Origin of the sequence: Bradyrhizobium sp. SMVTL-02 (assembly GCF_051853005.1) — a bacterium.
Taxonomy (GTDB): Bacteria; Pseudomonadota; Alphaproteobacteria; order Rhizobiales; family Xanthobacteraceae; genus Bradyrhizobium.
Map to the genome: position 1 here is coordinate 2554635 of NZ_CP182469.1, position 20289 is coordinate 2574923.

General features: G+C 64.3%; 17 protein-coding genes and 1 pseudogene. 12 read left to right on the forward strand and 6 right to left on the reverse strand.

Annotated elements, in window-relative coordinates:
• Positions 1-54: 54 nt before the first annotated feature.
• The 5 genes and pseudogenes from ACNJYB_RS11920 to ACNJYB_RS11940 all read right to left on the reverse strand — a co-directional run bounded on the left by ACNJYB_RS11920 (position 55) and on the right by ACNJYB_RS11940 (position 5683).
• Positions 55-1044, reverse strand: a complete 990-nt coding sequence (locus tag ACNJYB_RS11920) for an ABC transporter ATP-binding protein (RefSeq protein ID WP_439374137.1) — start codon at positions 1042-1044, stop codon at positions 55-57.
• Positions 1041-2027 (reverse strand): ABC transporter ATP-binding protein, encoded by a 987-nt coding sequence (locus ACNJYB_RS11925; protein WP_439374138.1) that lies wholly within the window; start codon positions 2025-2027, stop codon positions 1041-1043. Before ACNJYB_RS11925 ends, ACNJYB_RS11920 begins: the two co-directional genes overlap by 4 nt.
• Before the next feature lie 13 nt (positions 2028-2040).
• Positions 2041-3003 (reverse strand): ABC transporter permease, encoded by a 963-nt coding sequence (locus ACNJYB_RS11930; RefSeq protein WP_439374139.1) that lies wholly within the window; start codon positions 3001-3003, stop codon positions 2041-2043.
• 1 nt (position 3004) lies between these two features.
• Positions 3005-3985, reverse strand: coding sequence for an ABC transporter permease (locus ACNJYB_RS11935; protein WP_439374140.1), 981 nt, complete (start codon positions 3983-3985; stop codon positions 3005-3007).
• A 100-nt stretch (positions 3986-4085) separates the two neighbouring features.
• Positions 4086-5683 (reverse strand): annotated as a pseudogene (locus ACNJYB_RS11940) (ABC transporter substrate-binding protein).
• Positions 5684-6079: 396 nt separating this feature from the next.
• On the opposite strand from ACNJYB_RS11940, the gene ACNJYB_RS11945 reads away from it, so the two are divergent.
• The 6 genes from ACNJYB_RS11945 (at position 6080) to ACNJYB_RS11970 (ending at position 13807) form a co-directional block, all read left to right on the forward strand.
• Positions 6080-6337, forward strand: coding sequence for a DUF6489 family protein (locus ACNJYB_RS11945; RefSeq protein WP_018648137.1), 258 nt, complete (start codon positions 6080-6082; stop codon positions 6335-6337).
• Entirely contained in the window at positions 6337-7137 is an 801-nt protein-coding gene (locus tag ACNJYB_RS11950) for an esterase/lipase family protein (protein WP_439374141.1), read from the forward strand. Before ACNJYB_RS11945 ends, ACNJYB_RS11950 begins: the two co-directional genes overlap by 1 nt.
• Before the next feature lie 45 nt (positions 7138-7182).
• Positions 7183-8733: a WS/DGAT/MGAT family O-acyltransferase gene (locus tag ACNJYB_RS11955; RefSeq protein WP_439374142.1), complete on the forward strand. Its 1551-nt coding sequence runs from the start codon at positions 7183-7185 to the stop codon at positions 8731-8733.
• Positions 8734-8743: 10 nt separating this feature from the next.
• A complete protein-coding gene (locus ACNJYB_RS11960; RefSeq protein ID WP_439374143.1) occupies positions 8744-9739 on the forward strand; it encodes an alpha/beta fold hydrolase in 996 nt (331 codons plus the stop codon).
• Positions 9740-9868: 129 nt separating this feature from the next.
• Positions 9869-13102, forward strand: a complete 3234-nt coding sequence (locus tag ACNJYB_RS11965; protein ID WP_439374144.1) for a bifunctional cytochrome P450/NADPH--P450 reductase — start codon at positions 9869-9871, stop codon at positions 13100-13102.
• A 30-nt stretch (positions 13103-13132) separates the two neighbouring features.
• Positions 13133-13807, forward strand: coding sequence for a spermidine synthase (locus ACNJYB_RS11970; RefSeq protein ID WP_439375537.1), 675 nt, complete (start codon positions 13133-13135; stop codon positions 13805-13807).
• A gap of 9 nt (positions 13808-13816) precedes the next feature.
• On the opposite strand, the gene ACNJYB_RS11975 is transcribed toward ACNJYB_RS11970, so the two are convergent.
• Positions 13817-14731 (reverse strand): alpha/beta fold hydrolase, encoded by a 915-nt coding sequence (locus tag ACNJYB_RS11975; protein ID WP_439374145.1) that lies wholly within the window; start codon positions 14729-14731, stop codon positions 13817-13819.
• 161 nt (positions 14732-14892) lie between these two features.
• Here ACNJYB_RS11975 and ACNJYB_RS11980 point away from each other — a divergent pair, with 161 nt between their 5' ends.
• From ACNJYB_RS11980 to ACNJYB_RS12005, 6 genes are all read left to right on the forward strand, one after another.
• Positions 14893-15276, forward strand: a complete 384-nt coding sequence (locus tag ACNJYB_RS11980; RefSeq protein WP_439374146.1) for a hypothetical protein — start codon at positions 14893-14895, stop codon at positions 15274-15276.
• Positions 15273-16355, forward strand: coding sequence for a PHA/PHB synthase family protein (locus tag ACNJYB_RS11985; protein WP_439374147.1), 1083 nt, complete (start codon positions 15273-15275; stop codon positions 16353-16355). The genes ACNJYB_RS11980 and ACNJYB_RS11985 overlap by 4 nt, the downstream gene beginning before the upstream one ends.
• Positions 16352-16945, forward strand: coding sequence for a GNAT family N-acetyltransferase (locus tag ACNJYB_RS11990; protein WP_439374148.1), 594 nt, complete (start codon positions 16352-16354; stop codon positions 16943-16945). The genes ACNJYB_RS11985 and ACNJYB_RS11990 overlap by 4 nt, the downstream gene beginning before the upstream one ends.
• 217 nt (positions 16946-17162) lie before the next feature.
• Positions 17163-17618, forward strand: coding sequence for a phasin (locus ACNJYB_RS11995; protein ID WP_183245594.1), 456 nt, complete (start codon positions 17163-17165; stop codon positions 17616-17618).
• Positions 17619-17820: 202 nt separating this feature from the next.
• The gene (locus ACNJYB_RS12000) at positions 17821-19107 is read left to right on the forward strand and encodes a DUF445 domain-containing protein (RefSeq protein WP_439374149.1); all 1287 of its coding nucleotides are present in this window, start codon (positions 17821-17823) and stop codon (positions 19105-19107) included.
• Positions 19108-19294: 187 nt separating this feature from the next.
• Entirely contained in the window at positions 19295-20065 is a 771-nt protein-coding gene (locus tag ACNJYB_RS12005; protein ID WP_439374150.1) for a lipase family alpha/beta hydrolase, read from the forward strand.
• Positions 20066-20289: the final 224 nt, after the last annotated feature.

Genomic DNA, 20289 nt, shown 5'->3' on the forward strand with positions numbered 1-20289 from the left:
TTGATCACAGGCGATGCCGCGCCGCCAATGCGCAGGCTGCATGGCACGCGCGCATCACGCCGGGACCGGCGCGGTGTTGACTGCGTGGCAGGCGACGCCGTCGATAAGTTCCGGAGTTTTCTTGCGGCAGAGATCGAACGCCAGCGGGCAGCGCGGATTGAAGGCGCAGCCGGCGGGCGGATTGATCGGGTTCGGGATCTCGCCCTTGACCGGGATGCGCTGGCGGCCGCTCATCGCGAGGTCAGGCACGGCCCCAAGCAGCATCTTGGTGTAGGGCATGCGCGGGCGGGAAAACAGCTCGCGTCCCTCCGCGATCTCGACGATGCGGCCGAGATACATCACGCCGACGCGGCTCGCCATGTGGCGCACCACGGCGAGGTTGTGGCTGATGAACATGTAGGTCAGGCCGAACTTGTCCTGGAGGTCGCGCATCAAATTGAGGATCTGGGCCTGCACGGAGACGTCGAGCGCCGAGGTCGGCTCGTCGCAGACGATGAATTCGGCGTCGGATGCGAGCGCGCGCGCAATTGCGATACGTTGGCGCTGGCCGCCGGAGAACTCGTGTGGAAATTTCAGCCGGTCATCCGGATGCAGGCCGACGAGGCTGAGCAGCTCGCCGACGCGGGCCTGGATGTCGCGCTCGCCCTGGATCAGGTCGAAGGCGCGGATCGGCTCGGAGATGATGGCATCGACGCGGAATCGCGGGTTCAGGCTCGCATAGGGGTCCTGGAAGATCATCTGGATGCGGCGGCGCAGCTTGCGCCGTGCCGGCGCCTGCCTGGGGTCGCCCATCGAGACGCCGTCGATCAGCACGTCGCCGGAGCTCGGTGGCAGAAGGCCGACCACCATGCGAGCGACCGTCGTCTTGCCCGAACCGGACTCGCCGACCAGCGCAAAGGTCTCGCCCTTCCGGATGTCGAAGGTGACGCCATCGACGGCCTTGAGGTATTCGAGATGGCCGCCTTCGAGCACGCGGTTGAGCCAGGGTTTTGAGACGTCGAAGACGCGGCGCAGATTTGTCGCCTGGACGAAGGGTGTGCTCATGCCGCGCTCTCCGCCGGCACAGTGTCATAGAGATGGCAGGCGACCGATTGTGCGCCGCGGGGCAGCGGCTCCGGCCGCTCGACACGGCAACGATCGAAGGCGAAAGCGCAGCGAGGGTTGAACGAGCAGCCGCGCGGAATCGCCGACAGGCGCGGCATCGAGCCCGGGATCTGCACCAGGCGCTTGTCCTCGCCGGCAAGCGTCGGGATCGCGCCCATCAGGCCCTTGGCGTAGGGGTGCAACGGGTTCTTCACGACGTCCTGCACCGGTCCGATCTCGGCGACGCGGCCGGCATACATCACCGCGACGCGGTCCGAGGTCTCGGCGATCACGCCCATGTCGTGCGTCACCAGCATCACGGCGGTGCCGTGGTCGCGGCCGAGCCGCTTGATCAGCGAGATGATCTGGGCCTGCACCGAGACGTCGAGCGCGGTGGTCGGCTCGTCCGCGATGATCAGCTCCGGCTCGGCGCAGATTGCGAGCGCGATCACCACGCGCTGGCGCATGCCGCCGGAGAATTCGTGGGGATAGCCGTCGATGCGCTTTTCCGGCGCAGGGATGCCGACCTCCGCGAGCAGGTCGATGGCGCGGCGGCGGGCAGCGGACTCGGAGAGATTAAGGTGGGTCCGGATCGTCTCGACGATCTGGTCGCCGACCTTGTACAGCGGATTGAGCGATGTCAGGGGATCCTGGAAGATCATGCCGATGCGCTTGCCGCGGACGCGGCGCATCCCCTCCGGGGGCAGATTGTCGATCCGCATTCCGGCGAGGCGGATTTCGCCGCCGGCGATGCGGCCGGGGGGATCGATCAGGCCGATCACCGCGAGGCCGGTGACGGACTTGCCGGCGCCGGATTCGCCGACCACCCCGAGCACCTCGCCCTTGGCAATGTCGAAGGACACGTCGTCGATGGCGCGCAGCGTGCCGCGGCGGGAGGCGAACTCGACCTTGAGATTGCGGACGGAGAGAACGGGTTCGGTCATAAACGCTGCATACTCATCGAAGTTTGGGGTTGAGCGCGTCGCGCAGCCAGTCGCCGAGCAGGTTGATCGACAGGATCAACGCCGCGAGTGCGATTCCGGGAAAGGCGACGATCCACCATTCGCCTGCGAACAGATAGCCGTTGCCGATGCGGATCAGCGTGCCAAGCGACGGCATGGTCTCTGGCATGCCCGAGCCGAGGAACGACAGCGTCGCCTCGGTGATGATGGCGAGCGCGAGATTGATGGTGGCGATCACGAGGATCGGCCCCGTGGTGTTCGGCAGCACATGGCGCAGCATGATCACGGGCGCGGGCAGGCCGATCAACTCCGCGGCGGCGACATAATCCTTGTTCTTCTCGACCAGGACAGAACCTCGCACCGTGCGCGCATACTGCACCCAAAAGCTCAGGCCGATCGCGAAGACCAGCACCGCCAGCATGCTCATCTCGTCGAGCTTGTTACCGAAGACCGATTTGGCGATGCCGTTGATCAGAAGCGCGATCAGGATCGCCGGAAACGAAAGCTGCACGTCGGCGATCCGCATGATCAATCCATCGACTGCGCCGCCGAAATAGCCGGCCGTCAGCCCAAGCAGAATGCCGATCGCGCCTGACAAGACCACGCCGAGCACGCCGACCAGCAGCGAGATGCGCAGGCCGTAGAGGATCGCGGACAGCACATCGCGGCCCTGCTCGTCGGTACCGAGCAGGAACGGGCTTTGACCGTCGGCGGTCCAGAGCGGCGAGATGCGCGAATTCATCAGCTGGAGCTGCGCGGGGTCGAACGGATTCTGCACTGACAGTACCGAAGCGAAGATCGCGACCAGGAAGAACAGCAACGTCACCCCCGCCGCGATCATCGTGATCCTGGAGCGGCGGAACGAGTAGAACAGGTCGCTGTCGAGCGCGCGCCTGAACCAGCCAGGCGGCGCCGCAGGGCGCTTCTCGGGTGTGTGCGGAACGACGGCTTCGCTCATGTCAGTGTGCCCGGCTGACCGTCGAGCGCAGCCGCGGATCGACGATGGTGTAGAGGATATCAACCACGAGATTGATGGTGACGAAGATCAGGGACACCATCATCAAATAGGCTGCCATGATCGGGATGTCGACGTTCTGAACGGCTTGCACGAACAGCAGCCCCATGCCCGGCCACTGGAACACGGTCTCGGTGATGATCGCGAAAGCAATGACCGAGCCAAATTGCAGGCCGGCCACCGTGATCACGGGAACCAGCGTGTTGCGCAGGGCGTGACCGAAATGGATCGCACGTGTGGTCAGGCCACGGGCGCGGGCGAAACGGATGTAATCAGTCCGCATCACTTCCAGCATTTCGGCGCGGACGAGCCGCATGATCAGCGTCATCTGAAACAGGCCAAGCGTGATCGCGGGCATGATCAGCGCCTTCAATCCTGATAGCGTCAGCAGGCCCGTGGTCCACCAGCCGATATGCACGACGTCACCCCGCCCGAACGAGGGTAGCCAGCCGAGCGTCACCGAGAACAGGTAGATCATGAGGACGCCGATCAGGAAGGTCGGCAGCGAGATACCGATCAGCGAGACGGCCTGGAAGACATGCGCGAGCCAGCTGTCGCGTCGCAGCGCGGAATAGACGCCCATAAGGATGCCACTGAGCATCGCGAAGATCGTAGCAACGATGGCCAGCTCGAGTGTCGCCGGCATCCGCTCAATCAGCAGATTGGTGACGGGCAGGCGGAACTGGTAGGACACCCCGAACTTGAATTGTGCGGCGTTGCCGATATAGCGGCCGAACTGCACGAGCACGGGATCGTCGAGGCCGAGCGATTTGCGGATCGCGGCGCGTTCGGCGCCGGAAGTATCCATCCCGACCATCTGGTTCACGGGATCGCCGGCGAAGCGGAACATCGAGAACGCGATGATTCCGACGACGATCATGACGCCGATGGCTTGGATTGCCCGGCGTAGTGTGAAAGCGAGCATCTGGTCCTTTCACATCTCTACAGCAGCACGCATCATTGCGTTAGCTCGAATAGCAAGTCCCGGAAGCCAAGGCTTCCGGGACTTCACAAGTTGTCGACACTTACTCTTCCTGCTTGGTCGCCCAGTAGAGCCTGACCATGTTGTCCGCACCCTGGGTCAGCTTCACCTTCTTGGACACGCCCCAGGCGAGCGCCTGCTGGTGCAGCGGGACATAGGCCCAGTCCTTCATCGAGATCTCGAAAGCCTGCTTGATCAGCTGATCGCGTTTGGTCGCATCGGATTCCACGAGAATCTTGTCGGCGAGATCGTCGAACTGCTTGTTGCAATAGCCTGCGAGATTGGCCTCACCGCGGTTGGGATCCTTCGGGTCATCCCGGCAGCCCAGGATGTCGTGCAGCACATTCTGGGAATCGAGCGTATCCGGGGTCCAGCCCAGCATGAACAGCGAGGTCTTGTAGCCGCCAGGCTTGAGCACCTTGGCGAAATACTGGGCCTTGGGCTGCGCCAGCAGATCCACCTTGATGTTGATGCGGGCGAGCATCCCGACGATGGCCTGGCAGATCGCGGCGTCATTGACGTAGCGATCGTTCGGGCAGTCCATCGTCACCTCGAAACCATCAGCATAGCCGGCATCGGCCAGAAGCTTCTTGGCGGCGTCGGGATCGAACTTCGGTCGGGTGAAGTCTTTCGAGGGAAAGATCTCTGGTGCGACCATCAATGCGGACGGCGTGGACAATCCGCGCATAACGCGATTCTTGATCAGGTCGATGTCGATCGCCCGGTAGACGGCTTCGCGGACGCGAACGTCCTTGAACGGGTTCTTGCCCTTGACGTTGGAGTACAGCAGCTCATCACGCGCTTGATCCATGCCGACGAAGAGGGTGCGGAGCTCGGGTCCCGTCAGCACCGTGGCGTTGGGGCTTGCTTTGACACGCTCGATGTCCTGGACCGGAACCGGCTCGATCACGTCGACCTCGCCCGACAACAGCGCTGCGACACGCGTGGCCGGGTTCGCAATCGGCGTGAAGACGATCTCCTTCAGATTATGCTCCGGCTTGCGCCACCACTCCGGATTGGGCTTGAAGACGGTCTTCACGCCCGGCTGATGGCTCTCGATGATGAAAGGCCCGGTGCCGTTTTCATGGAGCGAGGCATAGCTCGGGTCGTAGCGGCGGCCGGCGTCGGTGCCACCGCATCGTTCGCCTCTGCCCATTTCTTGTCCATGATGTACCAGGTCGCCCACAACGCCGTCAGGATGGGATTGGGCGAAGTCAGGATGAAATCGACGGTGTAATCGTCGATCTTGACGACCTTGGCATCGGCCGGGACGCGGCTGAGGAAGTTTGAACCTTTTGCTCGCACGCGCTCGGCCGAGAACACCACGTCATCAGCGGTGAAGGGGTCACCGTTGTGAAATTTCACGCCTTTGCGCAGGTGAAAGCGCCAGCGCGTCGGCTCTGGCGTCTCCCAGCTTTCGGCGAGCGCCGGGATGATCTTCAGGTCCTTGCCGCGGGCGACAAGGCCCTCATAGACGTGGCCGAGATGCGCACTGGTGGTCGACTCGTTCAGCGTGTAGGGATCGAGCGACTTGAGCTCACCCTGGTTGGCGTAGCGCAGCGTCTGGCTCGACGCCGGCGACACCGCCAACGCAAGCGCACCGGCGAGCGTCGCCGCATATAGACTTCGTCCGACTGACATTCTTGACCCTCTTCACACGCCCCGACCGTCATTTTTGATTGTTCGGCGGGGCTGATCGATCCATGTTGCCCAGAGTTCACGACCCGTGCAAGCGCCATTCCAGCAAGGAACGCGCCAAGTTGCACCGCTGTGCAGCAATGCTGCCCGGCAATCTAGGGGAGGCTGGTGCGAACGACATTCGACTTTCGACCTGTGAAGTCGCCGGACGAAGGGAGATTGGCCCTGCCGTTCCACGGCATTTCAGCCCGTCCGCTACGGTCGCGGCCGGGCGATTTGATTGACCATACCCGTCGATTGCGGAAGCAGGTCCTAGCGGCTTCCCCTCAGGTCGCTTGCGTTGCACGCCGTGTCGCGGTGATACTGCCGGCAGGCTGCTCGAATCTCATCGGAGGGGACATGAAGGTTAACATCGAAATCGACTGCACGCCCCTCGAGGCCCGCCAGTTCTTCGGATTGCCCGATGTGGCGCCGATGCAGACGGCGGTGATGGACAAGCTGCAGCAGCAGGTCCTCAGCAATATCGAGAAGGTCTCCCCGGAATCGCTGATCCAGAGCTGGTTCACCTTCGATCCCAAGATCGCCGAGCGGTTTCAGGACATGTTCGTCACCATGGCTGGTCTCGGCAGCCCGCGCAGCAGCGACAAGAAGAAATAGTGCAGTCCGGGCGGGACGGCGAGGAGGATCCAGGCCGGCTTCGTCCGCCGGCTCTCGGCCTGCTGCTGGCCGAAGGCCGCGGACTGTTCGAGCTCAATGCGAGCCTGTTGCTCTCGCCGCTCCTGATGCGGGCGCCGAGGGGCGACGGCCATCCGGTGCTGGCATTGCCGGGCTTCCTCGCCAGCGACCTTTCGATGGTGCCGCTGCGGCGGTATCTCAACGAGCTCGGCTATGAGGCGCAGGCCTTGCGGATGGGCCGCAATCTCGGCGGGCTGGAGCGGATGCGGGATTCGCTGCGCGCCCGTCTCGCCGAAATCCATGCCGCGAGCGGGCGCAAGGTCAGTCTGGTCGGATGGAGCCTCGGCGGCGTCTATGCCCGCGATCTCGCGCTCCGGGCGCCCGACATGGTTCGATACGTCGTCACGCTCGGCAGTCCTTTTGCCAACGATGTGCGCGCGACCAATGCCACGCGGCTTTACGAGGCGCTGTCCGGCGAGCGGGTCGAGGACCTGGCGGAAGCGCGCCAAGCGATCGCCGGCGACCTGCCGGTGCCGGCGACGTCGATCTATTCGCGTGCCGACGGTATCGTGAACTGGCGGACATGCCTGCTCCGCCCCTCCGACCGTGCCGAGAACATCGAGGTGCACCTGGCGAGCCATATCGGGCTCGGTGTGAACCCCGCGGTGCTGTGGGCCGTGGCGGACCGCCTGGCGCAACCGGAGGGAGAGTTCTGGCCATTTGACCGCGTGGGGCCCTTTGCCATTGCATATGCCCCGCCGGAGCGGGCAGTATCGGCCTGACGAGAAGTGCCGCCAAGGCGCCCGTCGAATACTCGGGAGGGAACCATGGCTGACGGTAAGAAGCTGTCGTCGCTTGACGCGTCGTTTCTCTATCTGGAAACGCCGGAAATGCCGATGCATGTCGGGAGCATGGCGATCTTCCGCCTGCCCGACGATTACAAGGGCGACTTCTTCGAAGACTTCAAGGCGATGATCGTCTCGCGCCTGCACATCGCGCCGATCCTGAAGGCACGGCTGGAGAAGGCGCCGCTCGACATCGACCATCCCTCCTGGGTCGAGGACGACCAGTTCGACATCGATCGTCACATCTTCCGCGCCAGCCTGCCGCAGCCGCGCGACCGCGCCACGCTGGAGCGCATCGTCGGCTGGATGCATGCCAAGCTCTTGAACCGCGCCCGCCCGCTCTGGGAGTTCTACGTGTTCGAGGGCATGAAGGACAACGAGGTCGGGCTCTATTCCAAGATGCACCATGCCGCGATCGACGGCGGCGCCGGCGCGGCGCTGACCAACATGATCTACGACATCTCTCCGATCCCGCGGAAAGTCGAGCCGCCGACGGGAGGAACCAGGCCCGGCCAGGAGCCGCGCGACATCGCCGCGAACCTGCTAGATTCCTATCAGCAGCTGTTCAGCCAGCCGCTCGATGCTTCGCAGGCGGCGAAGAACCTGCAGCTGCCGCGCACCGGCAAGAGCGACATCGGCTCGATCCTGTTCGACAATGCGATGTACCAGATCGAGAGCGCGGTCCGTTTCGCCGGCAACATCCCGACCGTTCTCAAGAGCGTGTCAGACGTGCTCGGCAAGATCGCCGATCCGAAGTCGCGCGAGAGCCTTGCCAGCATGGTGTCGCCGCCGACCATGCTGAACAAGACGATCTCGTCGGAGCGGAGCTTTGCCGGCGTGTCGATCTCGCTGTCGCGGGCGAAGACGCTGGCCAAGCAGGCCGGCGGTAAGCTCAACGACGTCGTGCTCGCGCTCGCCTCCGGCGTGGTCCGGCGTTATCTCCTGCAATATGGCACCTTGCCGGCGAAATCCCTGACTGCTGCGGTGCCGATCTCGCTCCGCGAGGAGGGCAACACCGAGGCCAACAACCAGGTGTTCGGCATGATCTGCTCGATCGCGACCAACATCGAGGATCCCAAGGCGCGGCTCGAGGCGATCATCGCGCAATCGACCAAGTCCAAGGAAATGTCGCATCCGCTGCGCGCGCTGATGCCCCAGGTCTCCAACATCTCGATGTTGGGCGCGCCGATCATGGTGCAGATCCTGGCGCTGCTCTACAGCCGCTCGAATCTCTCCGACGTGCTGCCGCCGGCCGCGAACATCACGGTCTCCAACGTGCCCGGGCCGCGGCAGACGCTCTACGCCGCCGGTGCCGAGCTCTTGCACATCTTTCCGGTGTCGATCTCGACGCATGGGCAGGCGCTCAACATCACCGTGCAGAGCTATCGCGACCAGCTCGACTTCGGCTTCATCGTCGGCGCCAACATCATTCCGCACGTGCAGGTGATGTGCGACATGCTCCCGGAGGAGTTTGCCGCGCTGGAGGCGGCCTACATGCCGCCGTCGGCGGACATCAAGGGCGCTGCTGAGTAGGAATAGTGCGATGATTGAAATGCCTCCGCTCAAGTTCGCGACGACGAACGGAATCCGCATGGGCTATTACGAGGCTGGCCCGGCCGACGACAAGCCGCCGGTCGTGCTGTGCCACGGCTGGCCCGAGCTCGCCTTCTCCTGGCGCCACCAGATCAAGGCGCTGAGCGAAGCCGGCATCCGCGTGATCGCACCGGACCAGCGCGGCTATGGCGCGACCGACGGGCCCGAGCCGGTCGAGGACTACGACATGGAGCATCTGACCGGTGACCTCGTCGGGCTGCTCGATCACCTCAGCATCGACAAGGCGATCTTCGTCGGCCACGATTGGGGCGGCTTCGTCGTCTGGCAGATGCCGCTGCGCCATCCTTCGCGCGTCGCCGGCGTCGTCGGGGTCAACACCCCACATTGGGACCGCGCGCCGGTCGACCCGATCGCGCTGTTCCGCCAGCGCTTCGGCGACCACATGTACATCGTCCAGTTCCAGGATCCCGCGCGCGAGCCGGACAGGATTTTCGGCAGCCGCGTCGAAGAGACCTTCGATGCCTTCATGCGCAAGCCGGCCGCGCGCCCTCCGGGCGCGCCCGAGGAGCAGCCGATTGCCGGCATCGGTGCTTCGCCACGCATCAACCTGGCGTTCCCGCAGATGATCGCGAATTACGACGCCAGACATGATCCGCGCACGCCGATCCTGTCGGCGGAGGAGAAGAAGGTGTTCGTCGACACGTTTACGAAGACCGGCTTCACCGGCGGCATCAACTGGTATCGCAATTTCACGCGCAATTGGGAACGCTCGAAGGGGCTCGACCATCACATCCACGTTCCGTCACTCATGATCATGGCCGAGAACGACGCCGTGCTGCCGCCGTCGGCGGCCGACGGCATGGAGAAGCTGATCGCCGACCTCGAGAAGTATCTCGTGAAGGACAGCGGCCATTGGACGCAGCAGGAGAAGCCGGAAGAGGTCAGCGCCAAGCTGATCGAATGGCGTAGACGGCGGTTTGGCTAGCTCGTCATTGCGAACTCGTCATTGCGAGGAGCGAAGCGACGAAGCGATCCAGACTGTCGCCGCGGATATATTTCCGGATTGCTTCGCTTCGCCCGCAATGACGACATTGAGGCAGGGGGCTACATTTCGATGTCATCGAAGAACCGTCTGGACCCGATCCCGCAGCCGCCGACAAAGCCGGTGGTCGGCAACATGCTGTCGCTGGATTCGGCGGCGCCCGTGCAGCATTTGACCCGGCTGGCCAAGGAGCTCGGCCCGATCTTCTGGCTCGACATGATGGGCTCGCCGATCGTCGTCGTCTCCGGCCATGATCTCGTCGACGAGCTCTCCGACGAGAAGCGTTTCGACAAGACGGTGCGCGGCGCGCTGCGGCGCGTGCGTGCAGTCGGTGGCGACGGCCTGTTCACCGCGGATACCAGGGAGCCGAACTGGAGCAAGGCGCACAACATCCTGCTGCAGCCGTTCGGCAACCGCGCCATGCAGTCCTATCATCCGAGCATGGTCGACATCGCCGAGCAGCTCGTCCAGAAATGGGAGCGGCTCAACGCCGACGACGAGATCGACGTCGTCCATGACATGACGGCGCTCACGCTGGACACGATCGGCCTGTGCGGCTTCGACTACCGCTTCAATTCGTTCTACCGGCGCGATTACCACCCTTTCGTCGAGTCGCTGGTGCGTTCGCTCGAAACCATCATGATGACGCGCGGCCTGCCGTTCGAGCAGCTTTGGATGCAGAAACGCCGCAAGACGCTCACTGAGGACGTCGCCTTCATGAACAGGATGGTCGACGAGATCATCGCCGAGCGCCGCAAGAGCGCGGAGGGGATCGACGACAAGAAGGACATGCTCGCGGCGATGATGACCGGCGTCGACCGCTCGACCGGCGAGCAGCTCGACGACGTCAACATCCGCTACCAGATCAACACCTTCCTGATCGCGGGCCACGAGACCACCAGCGGCCTGCTGTCCTACACGCTCTACGCGCTGCTCAAGCATCCGGACATCCTCAAGAAGGCCTATGACGAGGTCGACCGCGTCTTCGGTCCCGACCTCAATGCGAAGCCGACCTACCAGCAGGTGACGCAGCTCACCTACATCACGCAGATCCTGAAAGAGGCGCTGCGGCTGTGGCCGCCGGCGCCGGCCTATGGCATCTCGCCGCTCGCGGACGAGACCATCGGCGGCGGCAGGTACAAGCTCAGGAAGGGCACGTTCGTCACCATCCTGGTGACAGCGCTGCATCGCGATCCCTCGGTGTGGGGACCCAATCCCGATGCCTTCGATCCCGAGAATTTCACCCGCGAGGCGGAAGCGAAACGGCCTATCAATGCCTGGAAGCCGTTCGGCAACGGTCAGCGCGCCTGCATAGGCCGCGGCTTTGCCATGCACGAGGCGGCGCTTGCGCTCGGCATGATCCTGCAGCGCTTCAGGCTGATCGACCACCAGCGCTACCAGATGCACCTGAAGGAAACCCTGACGATCAAGCCGGAAGGCTTCAAGATCAAGGTGCGTCCGCGCGCCGATCGCGAGCGCGGCGCCTATGGCGGGCCTGTCGCGGCTCTTTCGGCGCCGAAGGCGCAGCGCCTGTCCACCACGCGACCTGGCCACAACACGCCGATGCTGGTGCTCTACGGCTCCAATCTCGGTACCGCCGAGGAGCTCGCGACGCGCATGGCGGACCTCGCCGAGATCAACGGCTTTGCCGTGCATCTCGGCCCGCTCGACGAGTATGTCGGCAAGCTGCCGCAGGAGGGCGGCGTGCTGATCATCTGCGCGTCCTACAACGGCGCGCCGCCCGACAATGCCACGCAGTTCGTCAAATGGCTCGGCGAGGATCTGCCGAAGGATGCTTTCGCCGGCGTGCGCTACGCGGTGTTCGGCTGCGGCAACAGCGACTGGGCGGCGACCTATCAATCGGTGCCGCGCTTCATCGACGAGCAATTGTCGAAGCACGGCGCCCGCGCGGTCTATCCGCGCGGCGAGGGCGATGCGCGCAGCGATCTCGATGGCCAGTTCCAGAAATGGTTCCCGGCGGCCGCGCAAGTCGCGACCAAGGAGTTCGGCATCGACTGGAATTTTACCCGCACGGCGGAGGACGATCCCCTTTACGCGATCGAGCCTGTCGCGGTGACCGCCGTCAACACCATCGTCGCCCAGGGTGGTGCGGTGGCGATGAAGGTGCTGGTCAATGACGAGCTCCAGAACAAGAGCGGTCCCAACCCGTCGGAGCGTTCGACGCGTCACATCGAGGTGCAGCTACCGTCCAACGTGACCTACCGTGTCGGCGATCACTTAAGCGTCGTCCCGCGCAACGATCCTACGCTGGTGGACTCGGTCGCCCGCCGTTTCGGCTTCCTGCCGGCCGACCAGATCAGGCTTCAGGTCGCCGAGGGCCGCCGTGCGCAATTGCCGGTCGGCGAAGCGGTGTCGGTCGGCCGCCTGCTCAGCGAGTTCGTCGAGCTGCAGCAGGTCGCGACCCGCAAGCAGATCCAGATCATGGCCGATCACACCCGCTGCCCGATGACCAAGCCGAAGCTGCTGGGCTTCGTCGGCGAGGAGCCTGAGACGCTCGAGCGCTACCGTAGCGAGATCCTGGCGAGACGCAAATCGGTGTTCGACCTGCTGCTGGAATATCCCGCCTGCGAACTGCCGTTCCACGCTTATCTGGAAATGCTCTCTCTGCTGGCACCGCGATATTACTCGATCTCGTCCTCGCCGTCGGTCGACCCGGCACGATGCAGCGTCACGGTCGGCGTGGTCGAGGGTCCGGCCGCCTCCGGCCGCGGCATCTACAAAGGCATCTGCTCGAACTATCTCGCCAATCGCCGCGCGGGCGATACGATCTACGCCACCGTGCGCGAGACCAAGGCCGGCTTCCGCTTGCCGGACGATCCGTCCGTGCCGATCATCATGATCGGCCCGGGCACGGGACTTGCGCCATTCCGCGGCTTCCTCCAGGAGCGCGCGGCGCGCAAGGCGAAGGGGGCCACGCTCGGCCCGGCCATGCTGTTCTTCGGCTGCCGCCATCCCGATCAGGATTTTCTCTACGCGGACGAGCTGAAAGCGCTGGCGTCGGCTGGCATCACCGAGCTGTTCACTGCATTCTCGCGTGCGGATGGACCAAAGACCTATGTGCAGAATGTACTCGCCGCACAACAGGACAGGGTCTGGCCGCTGATCGAGCGGGGCGCGATCATCTATGTCTGCGGCGATGGCGGGAAAATGGAGCCAGACGTGAAGGCCGCGCTGGTTGCGATCCATCGTGAGAAAAGCGGCAGCGAGGCCGCCGCCAGCGCCCGCTGGATCGAGGAGATGGGCGCGAAGAACCGTTATGTGCTCGACGTCTGGGCGGATGGGTGATTGTTCGTCCGATCGTGCTACAGCTTGCGCATGATTCCCTGGGAAAAGATCGACACCGCCGAAATCCCCGGCTCCGACGAAGAGCTCCGCCTGATGCGGCGCGGCAAGGAGTTTTCCATCAAGCTCGGCAGCAACGAGCTGATGAACAGCCGTCTGTCGGGCTCGGAGGCCGCGCTGGCAACGCTCGCGGCAAAGCAGATCGAGAAGGTCGCAAAGCCGGTCGTCCTCATCGGCGGCCTCGGCATGGGCTTTACGTTGCGTGCGGCGCTCGCCGTGCTCGGGGATAAGGCGAAGATCGTGGTCTCCGAGCTCGTCCCGTCGGTCGTCGCCTGGGCGCGGGGCCCGATGGCAGAGGTCTTCGGCGGCAGCCTCGATGATGCCAGGGTCAGCATCCGGGAGATCGATGTTGGCGAAATCATCCGCGCGCACCGGTCAGCGTTCGACGCCATTCTGCTCGACGTCGACAACGGGCCGGAAGGACTGACACGCAAGGGCAACGATGCGCTCTACAATGCGAGCGGGTTGACGGCGGCCATGGCTGCGCTGCGGCCGGGCGGCGTGCTCGGTGTGTGGTCGTCAGGACCGAACCCGACATTCACCAGGCGCCTTCGCACCGCCGGATTCGATGTGAACGAAGTCAACGTCCGCGCGACCGGCAGAGGCGGCGGCGCGCGCCACGTGATCTGGATCGCGAAGAAAGCTTAGGCCACCGTTTTAAGCCGCCCGCGCGGCTGCGCCATGCGCGTGCTTGTCGATGGCGCCGATGATCTCCGGCCAGAAGCGCATCGGCAGCGCGTGGCCCATGCCCGGGATCATCAGCAGCTTCGCGTTCGGAATTGACGCCGCGGTGTCCTTGCCGCCTTCAGGATGGACCAGCGGATCGACGGTGCCGTGGATGACGAGCGTCGGAGTCCTCACGGCGTGCAGCCGCTCCTTGCGGCTGCCGGAGGCAAGCACGGCGCGAAGCTGGCGGCCGACGCCGGCAGGATTGAGCCCGCGCGCGAACACGCGCTCGGCGCGGCCGGGATCGAGCGCTTCCTCTTCCGGAAACGACCCGGCGCGCAGCACCTTCCAGGTCTGGCCGAAGCGGACCATGAACTCCTCCTTGCTGCGTGGCGGCGGCGCCATCAGCATCGCCGCGGCCTCGCGGGTCGGCGGCGGTATGCGCGGATTCCCCGTGGTCGACATGATCGAGGTCAGCGAGCGCACGCGCTGCGGAAACGACAGCGTCACCTCCTGCGCGATCATGCCGCCCATGGAGGCCCCGACCAGATGCGCCGACTTGATGCCGAGCGCATCCATCAGGCCGACCGTGTCCCTGGCCATGTCGATCAGCTTGTAGGTTGCGGCCACGGGAATCCGGAGGAAGCGCAGCTTCAGCAGCTCGAGCGGCGTCAGCCGCTTGCCGCCCGTCAGATGGCTGGACTTGCCGATGTCGCGATTGTCGAAGCGGATCACGCGGAAGCCGCGCGCGGCGAGCTGCTCGCAGAACGCATCGTCCCAATGGATCATCTGGGCGCCCAGACCCATGATCAGCAGCAGCGGCTCGGCATTGTCGTTCCCGAAGATCTCGTAACAGATGTCGATGCCGTTGGCGCGGACGGTCTGGGGCGGCTGATGGGCGGTCACGGGTCCCTCCTGCTGATCGCTGCTGTATCGCACGGTTTGCCGCCGCAAAGAAGCGCCTGCGCGACGACGGGGCCGCCGCTTGCCGGTTGACCGGCCCCGCGCAACGGTGTGGTATGGCGAAAAAGAAGAGCATCGCAGCTCTCGATACCAGGAGGACGCCGATGACCGACAAGACCAACGACCCGGTCGCCATGTGGCAGAAGATGATGGGTGAGATGGAGAAGGGGTTCAACTCCTTCGCCAACCAGGCCATGTCCTCGCCGGAGTTTTCTCAAGCCCTGAACCGCGCGGGCGGCGTTGCTGCAGGTGCTCAGAAACAGGTCGGCGAGCTCATGGAGAAATATCTCGTTGCGATGAATCTGCCGAGCCGCGAGCAGGTGACGGGGCTTGCGGAGCGGCTGCAGTCGATCGAGGCCCAGGTCAGCGAGATGAAGTCGATGCTGAGCCAGATCGCGGCAAGTTCCGGAATCTCGCAAAGCTTCGATGCTGCGCCGCGGCCGCCGCGCACCAAGCGTCCGCCCGACGAAAACGGAGGACAGACATGAACGCGCAGGCGGGACTTGATTTCGCGTCCATCCCGGAGCGCATCCAGTCCGAGGTGCAGCGCGCGATCCAGCGCAGCATCAAGGGCGTCGAATATTTCTCGACCTCTGGCCCTTCGCTCGGCTCGACGCCCAAGGACGTGCTGCATTCGCGCGGCACCATGAGTCTCTATCACTACCGGCCGATGTCCGACGAGATCTACCGCGTGCCGGTGCTGATCGTGATGGCGACCACCAACCGCGGCTACATCCTCGACCTCGTGCCCGGCCAGAGCTTCATCGAGTTCTTGCTGAAGCGTGGCTACGACGTCTACATGCTCGACTGGAGCGCGCCGCGGCCGGAGGAGAAGAGCCTGCGGATGGAGGACTATGTCCTCGACTTCATCCCGGATTGCATCCGCCGCGTGCAGCAGGATTCGGGCGAGAAGGATGTCTCCGTCATCGGCTATTGCTTCGGCGGCGTGCTGTCGCTGCTCTACGGCTCGATCCACAAGGACGGGCCGATGAAGAACTTGATCTGCTTCACCACGCCGATCGATTTTCGCGAGATGAAGCTGTTCTCGAATTTCTCCGACCGCCGCTATTTCGACGTCGACCACCTCGTCGACAGCGTCGGCAACGTGCCGCCGGAGATGATCCTGTCCTCGTTCGAGATGCTGCGGCCGGCCTCACGCACGGTGAGCCAGATCCAGCTCTGGGAGAACATCTGGAACGACGAGTTCGTGAAGTCGTATCGGATGTTCGACCGCTGGGCGACCGACACGCTGCCGCTGGCCGGCGAATATTTCCGCACCATCACCAAGGACCTGATGTGGGACAACAAGCTGTTCAACGACCACATGTCGGTCGGTGGCCGCGAGGCGAAGCTCGAGAACATCAAGGTGCCGATCCTGCATGCCGTCGCAGAGCACGACCACATCGTGCCCTATCACGCCGCCAAGCACCTGATCGCCAAGATCGGCTCGGCGGACAAGGAAGAAGTGATGCTGAAGGGCGGTCACGTCTCGCTGGTCGCCGGCGCCAACGCCGTGAAGCGGCTGTGGCCGAAACTGGATTCCTGGCTGGGGAAGAGATCGACATGAGCGAGCAGCGTTTCTATCCGCGCCACGTCAAGACCGACGCCGGCGATATCGAGATCCGTTTGATGTCGCCAGCGGACGAGGCCGCGGTGCTGGCGTTCGGCAAGGGCCTGCCGACCCACGACCTGCTGTTCCTGCCGCGCAACATCAGCGAGCCCAAGGTGCTGTCGGCCTGGGTCAAGGAGATCGAGAGGGGGGCGATCACGAGCCTGCTCGCGGTCAGGGACGGCAAGGTCGTCGGCTGCGGCACGCTGGTCCGCGATCCGCACTCCTGGTCGCCCCATGTCGGCGAGATCCGGATGGTCATTTCGCCCGAGGTCCGCGGCCAGGGCGTGGGCAAGGCGCTCTCGCAGGAGACCTTTGCCCTCGCGCTTGGGGCGGGCCTGGAAAAGCTCTCGGTTCAGATGACCGTTGATCAGCAGGCGGCGATCGCCCTGTTCGAAAGCCTCGGCTTCAAGGCGGAGGCGCTGCTGCGGGACCATGTCCGGGACGTCGACGGAAAGACCCATGACATGGTCGTGCTCGGCCACAACATCGCGCAGGTCCAGGCCCAGATGGAGGCCTATGGGCTACCAGGCGCCGTCCAGGATTAAGAGCGCGTCCGCATTAGGTCCGGAACGGGCTGATCGCGGGGCTGGTTGGCTAGAGAGGCACCACGATGCCTTCCGCTGAGGCTGTTCACGATTTCGTGATATCGCAGTGCAATGCGAATATTGCGTTGCACAATTAGCGGTGCCATATAAGCCGTGCCCCGGGCCATGCGGACGGGGTGAGCCCATAGCTCAGACCAATGAGGATGGAGAGAACCCCATGACCACTGAAACCAACACCGCTTTCGAGGGCTTCAAGGACGCTTTCAAGAACATCCAGAACCTGGAAGTTCCCGAGGCCGCCCGCGAATTCGTCAAGAAGACTGCCAACACCGCCAAGGACCGTGCGGCCGAGGTGTTCGCTGGCTCCGAGCGCGTGACCGCCGCCGTCGAGAACGCGGTGACCGAGTCCGTCACTGAAGCCGGCAAGATCAGCCGCAACATCCAGCAGGCGATCTACGAGGACGCCGAGGCGTTCTTCTCGGGCATCGACAAGCTCGCGTCCGCCAAGTCGGTCAGCGAAGCCGTCGAGATCCAGTCGAGCCTGCTCCGCGCCCGGGGCGAAGCTTTCGTCTCGCGCGCCAAGGCGACCGCCGACTATCTCGGCAAGCTCGCCGCCAACGGCGCGAAGTCCGCTCAGGACAACTTCGCCAAGGTCTACAACAAGACCGCCTGATCCGGCGCCCTGAGTAGAAACTGAATTTGAGGCCCGCTTCGGCGGGCCTTTGTTTTTTGTTTTGCGCCGCCGTCATTGCGACGAGCGCGCGACAAAATTGCGGAGCAATTTTTTTGCTGCCGACGAAGCAACCAGAGTCTTTTGACGGAGGCAGTCTGGATTGCTTCGCTTCGCTCGCAATGACGAGTACTGTGACGCAGCCATGAACGCACCCGCGACCTTCTCCTTCGACACCCCCGGCGACGCCGAACGTGCGGCCGAGCTGCGCCGCGTGAAGGCGCTGGCGACGCTGGTGCTGGCCTCGACGCTTCTGCTCTTCATCGTCGCGAAATGGCTGCTTCCCGTGCATCCCGTGTTCGGCTTCATCGCGGCCTTCGCGGAAGCCGCGACCATCGGTGGCCTCGCCGACTGGTATGCGGTCGTCGCGCTGTTCAAACGTCCGCTCGGCCTGCCGATCCCGCACACCGCGATCATCCAGAGCAACCAGGCCCGCATCGCCGACAAGCTCGGCGAATTCATCCAGGTGCATTTCCTCGAGGCCGGTCCCGTCGAGGCCAAGCTGAAGGAGATCGATTTCGGCTCCTTCGTCGCCGACTGGCTGCGCGACCGCAAGCGCAGCGATGACCTCGCGCGCTTCGCGCTGCGTCTGTTGCCGGAGGCCGTCTCCGCGACGGAAAGCTCCGGCCTGATGACCTTCATCATCCGCCGCATGTCCTCGCAGCTCGAGGCGATCGACCTCGCCCCGCTCGCGGCCGGTACGCTGCGTGGCTTCGTTGCGGAGGGGCGGCATCAGATCCTGTTCGACGATCTCCTGCGCGTGATGCACGAGACGCTGAACCAGAAAGAGACGATGGCGATGATCCGCGAGAAGGTGCGCGCGGAGTTGCCGACGCTGCTCAATCTCTATCGCGCCGACAAGTTTCTGGTGAACAAGATCGTGGCCTCGGCCACGGCTTTCTTCAACGAGGTGCGCAGCGATCCCAGGCATCCGTTCCGCGGCGAGTTCGACCGCATGGTGCTGAGCTTCGTCGACCGGCTCGGCACCGACCAGGTCTATATCGACCGCATCGACGGCTTGAAGCGCGATCTGCTGGCGCGGCCGGAGCTTGCCGATCTCGCCCGCACCGTCTGGGCCAACACGCGCGCCTTCATCGAGCGCAGCGCGAGCGGCGAGACGCAGGTCCTGCAGCATCATCTCGCCGCCATGTTCGTCTCGGCAGGCGAGGCGCTTGCCGGCGATGCCGAGCTGCGGGGCGAGATCAACAAGGGCCTGGTGACGGTGCTGCGCAGCTTCGTCGCCGACCAGAAGAGCGGCGTCTCGACCTTCATCTCCGACCAGGTCAAGGCGTGGAATATGTCGCAGCTGATTTCGCTGATCGAAATCAACATCGGGCGTGACCTGCAATACATCCGTTTCAACGGGTCGTTGATCGGCGGGCTCGCCGGGCTCGCGCTCTACTCCGTAGAATTCCTGCTTCGATGGCTGTGACTTTTGCGTCACGCCGGTAGCATTAACGCGCGAGCCTATTGCCGGCCTTCGTCCCTACCGCTTGAATATGCGGAACCGGCCGCCTAGCTGATTCATGTTGCGCTGCGGAACGTTTGCGAAGCCGGCGTATTGGAATTCATGCCCATTTGCCGGCATCGCGGCCGGCGCCTTCTCAGGGGAAATGTTCATGACCACTACTGCCCAGACGCTGCGTCCGCCGTCCCGTACCCTGATGTTTCTGGAAGGGCGCGCGATCCACGAGTTCGGCGCATTCCTCGGCGCACTGCCGCTGCTGAGCCTCGCGCCGCGCGGGGACGGGCATCCGGTGCTGGTGCTGCCCGGCCTCGTCGCTTCCGATGCCTCCACGCGCGCGCTGCGCTCGTTCCTGACCAGCAAGGGCTATGCGGTGAGCGGCTGGCGTCAGGGCCGCAATTACGGCCTGCGCCCGGGCGTACAGCATGCGATGGTCGATCTGGTCGAGGAGCTCAGCGACACCCACGGCCGCAAGATCAGCCTGGTCGGCTGGAGCCTCGGCGGCGTCTATGCGCGCCAGCTCGCCAAGATGATGCCCGAGCGCGTGCGCCAGGTCATCACCCTCGGCAGCCCCTTCGCCGGTAATCCTCGTTCGACCAATGCTTGGCGTGTCTATGAATGGGCGAGCGGCCGCAAGGCCGACGAGGTCGATCCGCGCATTGGCGGCGAGCTCGCCGTCCCGCCGCCGGTGCCGACCACCGCCATCTTCAGCCGTACCGACGGCGTCTGTGCCTGGCAGGGCTGTATGGAGAAGTCGGGCGCGCAGGCTGAGAGCATCGAGATCGAGAGCAGCCATTGCGGCATGGGCCATCATCCCGCGGCGGTGTACGCGGTCGCCGATCGGCTTGCCCAGAAGGAAGGCCAATGGCGGCCCTTCGACCGTAGCGGCTGGCGCAGCCTGGTTTATCCCGATCCGCACAGGTGATGTTCTTTCTTCACCTCTCCCCGCCTGCGGGGAGAGGTCGGATCGCACTTCCGATCCGGGTGAGGGGGACAGGTCTCACGTTCTTCTCATTCGCGGGAGAAGCCCCTCCCCAACCCTCTCGGCGCGAGCGAAGCTCGTCGCGGCGCCCGTAAGAACGGGGAGAGGGAGAGTAGGACACCGTCGCTCCCGTCCATTGTCGCAGCCGCACCAAACGCGCTATGCCT

Bases quoted from the DNA above. Each gene is read 5' to 3' on its own strand.
- ACNJYB_RS11920 (WP_439374137.1), bottom strand. From the start codon at position 1,044: ATGAGCACACCCTTCGTCCAGGCGACAAATCTGCGCCGCGTCTTCGAC.
- ACNJYB_RS11925 (WP_439374138.1), bottom strand. From the start codon at position 2,027: ATGACCGAACCCGTTCTCTCCGTCCGCAATCTCAAGGTCGAGTTCGCC.
- ACNJYB_RS11930 (WP_439374139.1), bottom strand. From the start codon at position 3,003: ATGAGCGAAGCCGTCGTTCCGCACACACCCGAGAAGCGCCCTGCGGCG.
- ACNJYB_RS11935 (WP_439374140.1), bottom strand. From the start codon at position 3,985: ATGCTCGCTTTCACACTACGCCGGGCAATCCAAGCCATCGGCGTCATG.
- ACNJYB_RS11945 (WP_018648137.1), top strand. From the start codon at position 6,080: ATGAAGGTTAACATCGAAATCGACTGCACGCCCCTCGAGGCCCGCCAG.
- ACNJYB_RS11955 (WP_439374142.1), top strand. From the start codon at position 7,183: ATGGCTGACGGTAAGAAGCTGTCGTCGCTTGACGCGTCGTTTCTCTAT.
- ACNJYB_RS11960 (WP_439374143.1), top strand. From the start codon at position 8,744: ATGATTGAAATGCCTCCGCTCAAGTTCGCGACGACGAACGGAATCCGC.
- ACNJYB_RS11965 (WP_439374144.1), top strand. From the start codon at position 9,869: ATGTCATCGAAGAACCGTCTGGACCCGATCCCGCAGCCGCCGACAAAG.
- ACNJYB_RS11970 (WP_439375537.1), top strand. From the start codon at position 13,133: ATGATTCCCTGGGAAAAGATCGACACCGCCGAAATCCCCGGCTCCGAC.
- ACNJYB_RS11980 (WP_439374146.1), top strand. From the start codon at position 14,893: ATGACCGACAAGACCAACGACCCGGTCGCCATGTGGCAGAAGATGATG.
- ACNJYB_RS11985 (WP_439374147.1), top strand. From the start codon at position 15,273: ATGAACGCGCAGGCGGGACTTGATTTCGCGTCCATCCCGGAGCGCATC.
- ACNJYB_RS11990 (WP_439374148.1), top strand. From the start codon at position 16,352: ATGAGCGAGCAGCGTTTCTATCCGCGCCACGTCAAGACCGACGCCGGC.
- ACNJYB_RS11995 (WP_183245594.1), top strand. From the start codon at position 17,163: ATGACCACTGAAACCAACACCGCTTTCGAGGGCTTCAAGGACGCTTTC.
- ACNJYB_RS12000 (WP_439374149.1), top strand. From the start codon at position 17,821: ATGAACGCACCCGCGACCTTCTCCTTCGACACCCCCGGCGACGCCGAA.
- ACNJYB_RS12005 (WP_439374150.1), top strand. From the start codon at position 19,295: ATGACCACTACTGCCCAGACGCTGCGTCCGCCGTCCCGTACCCTGATG.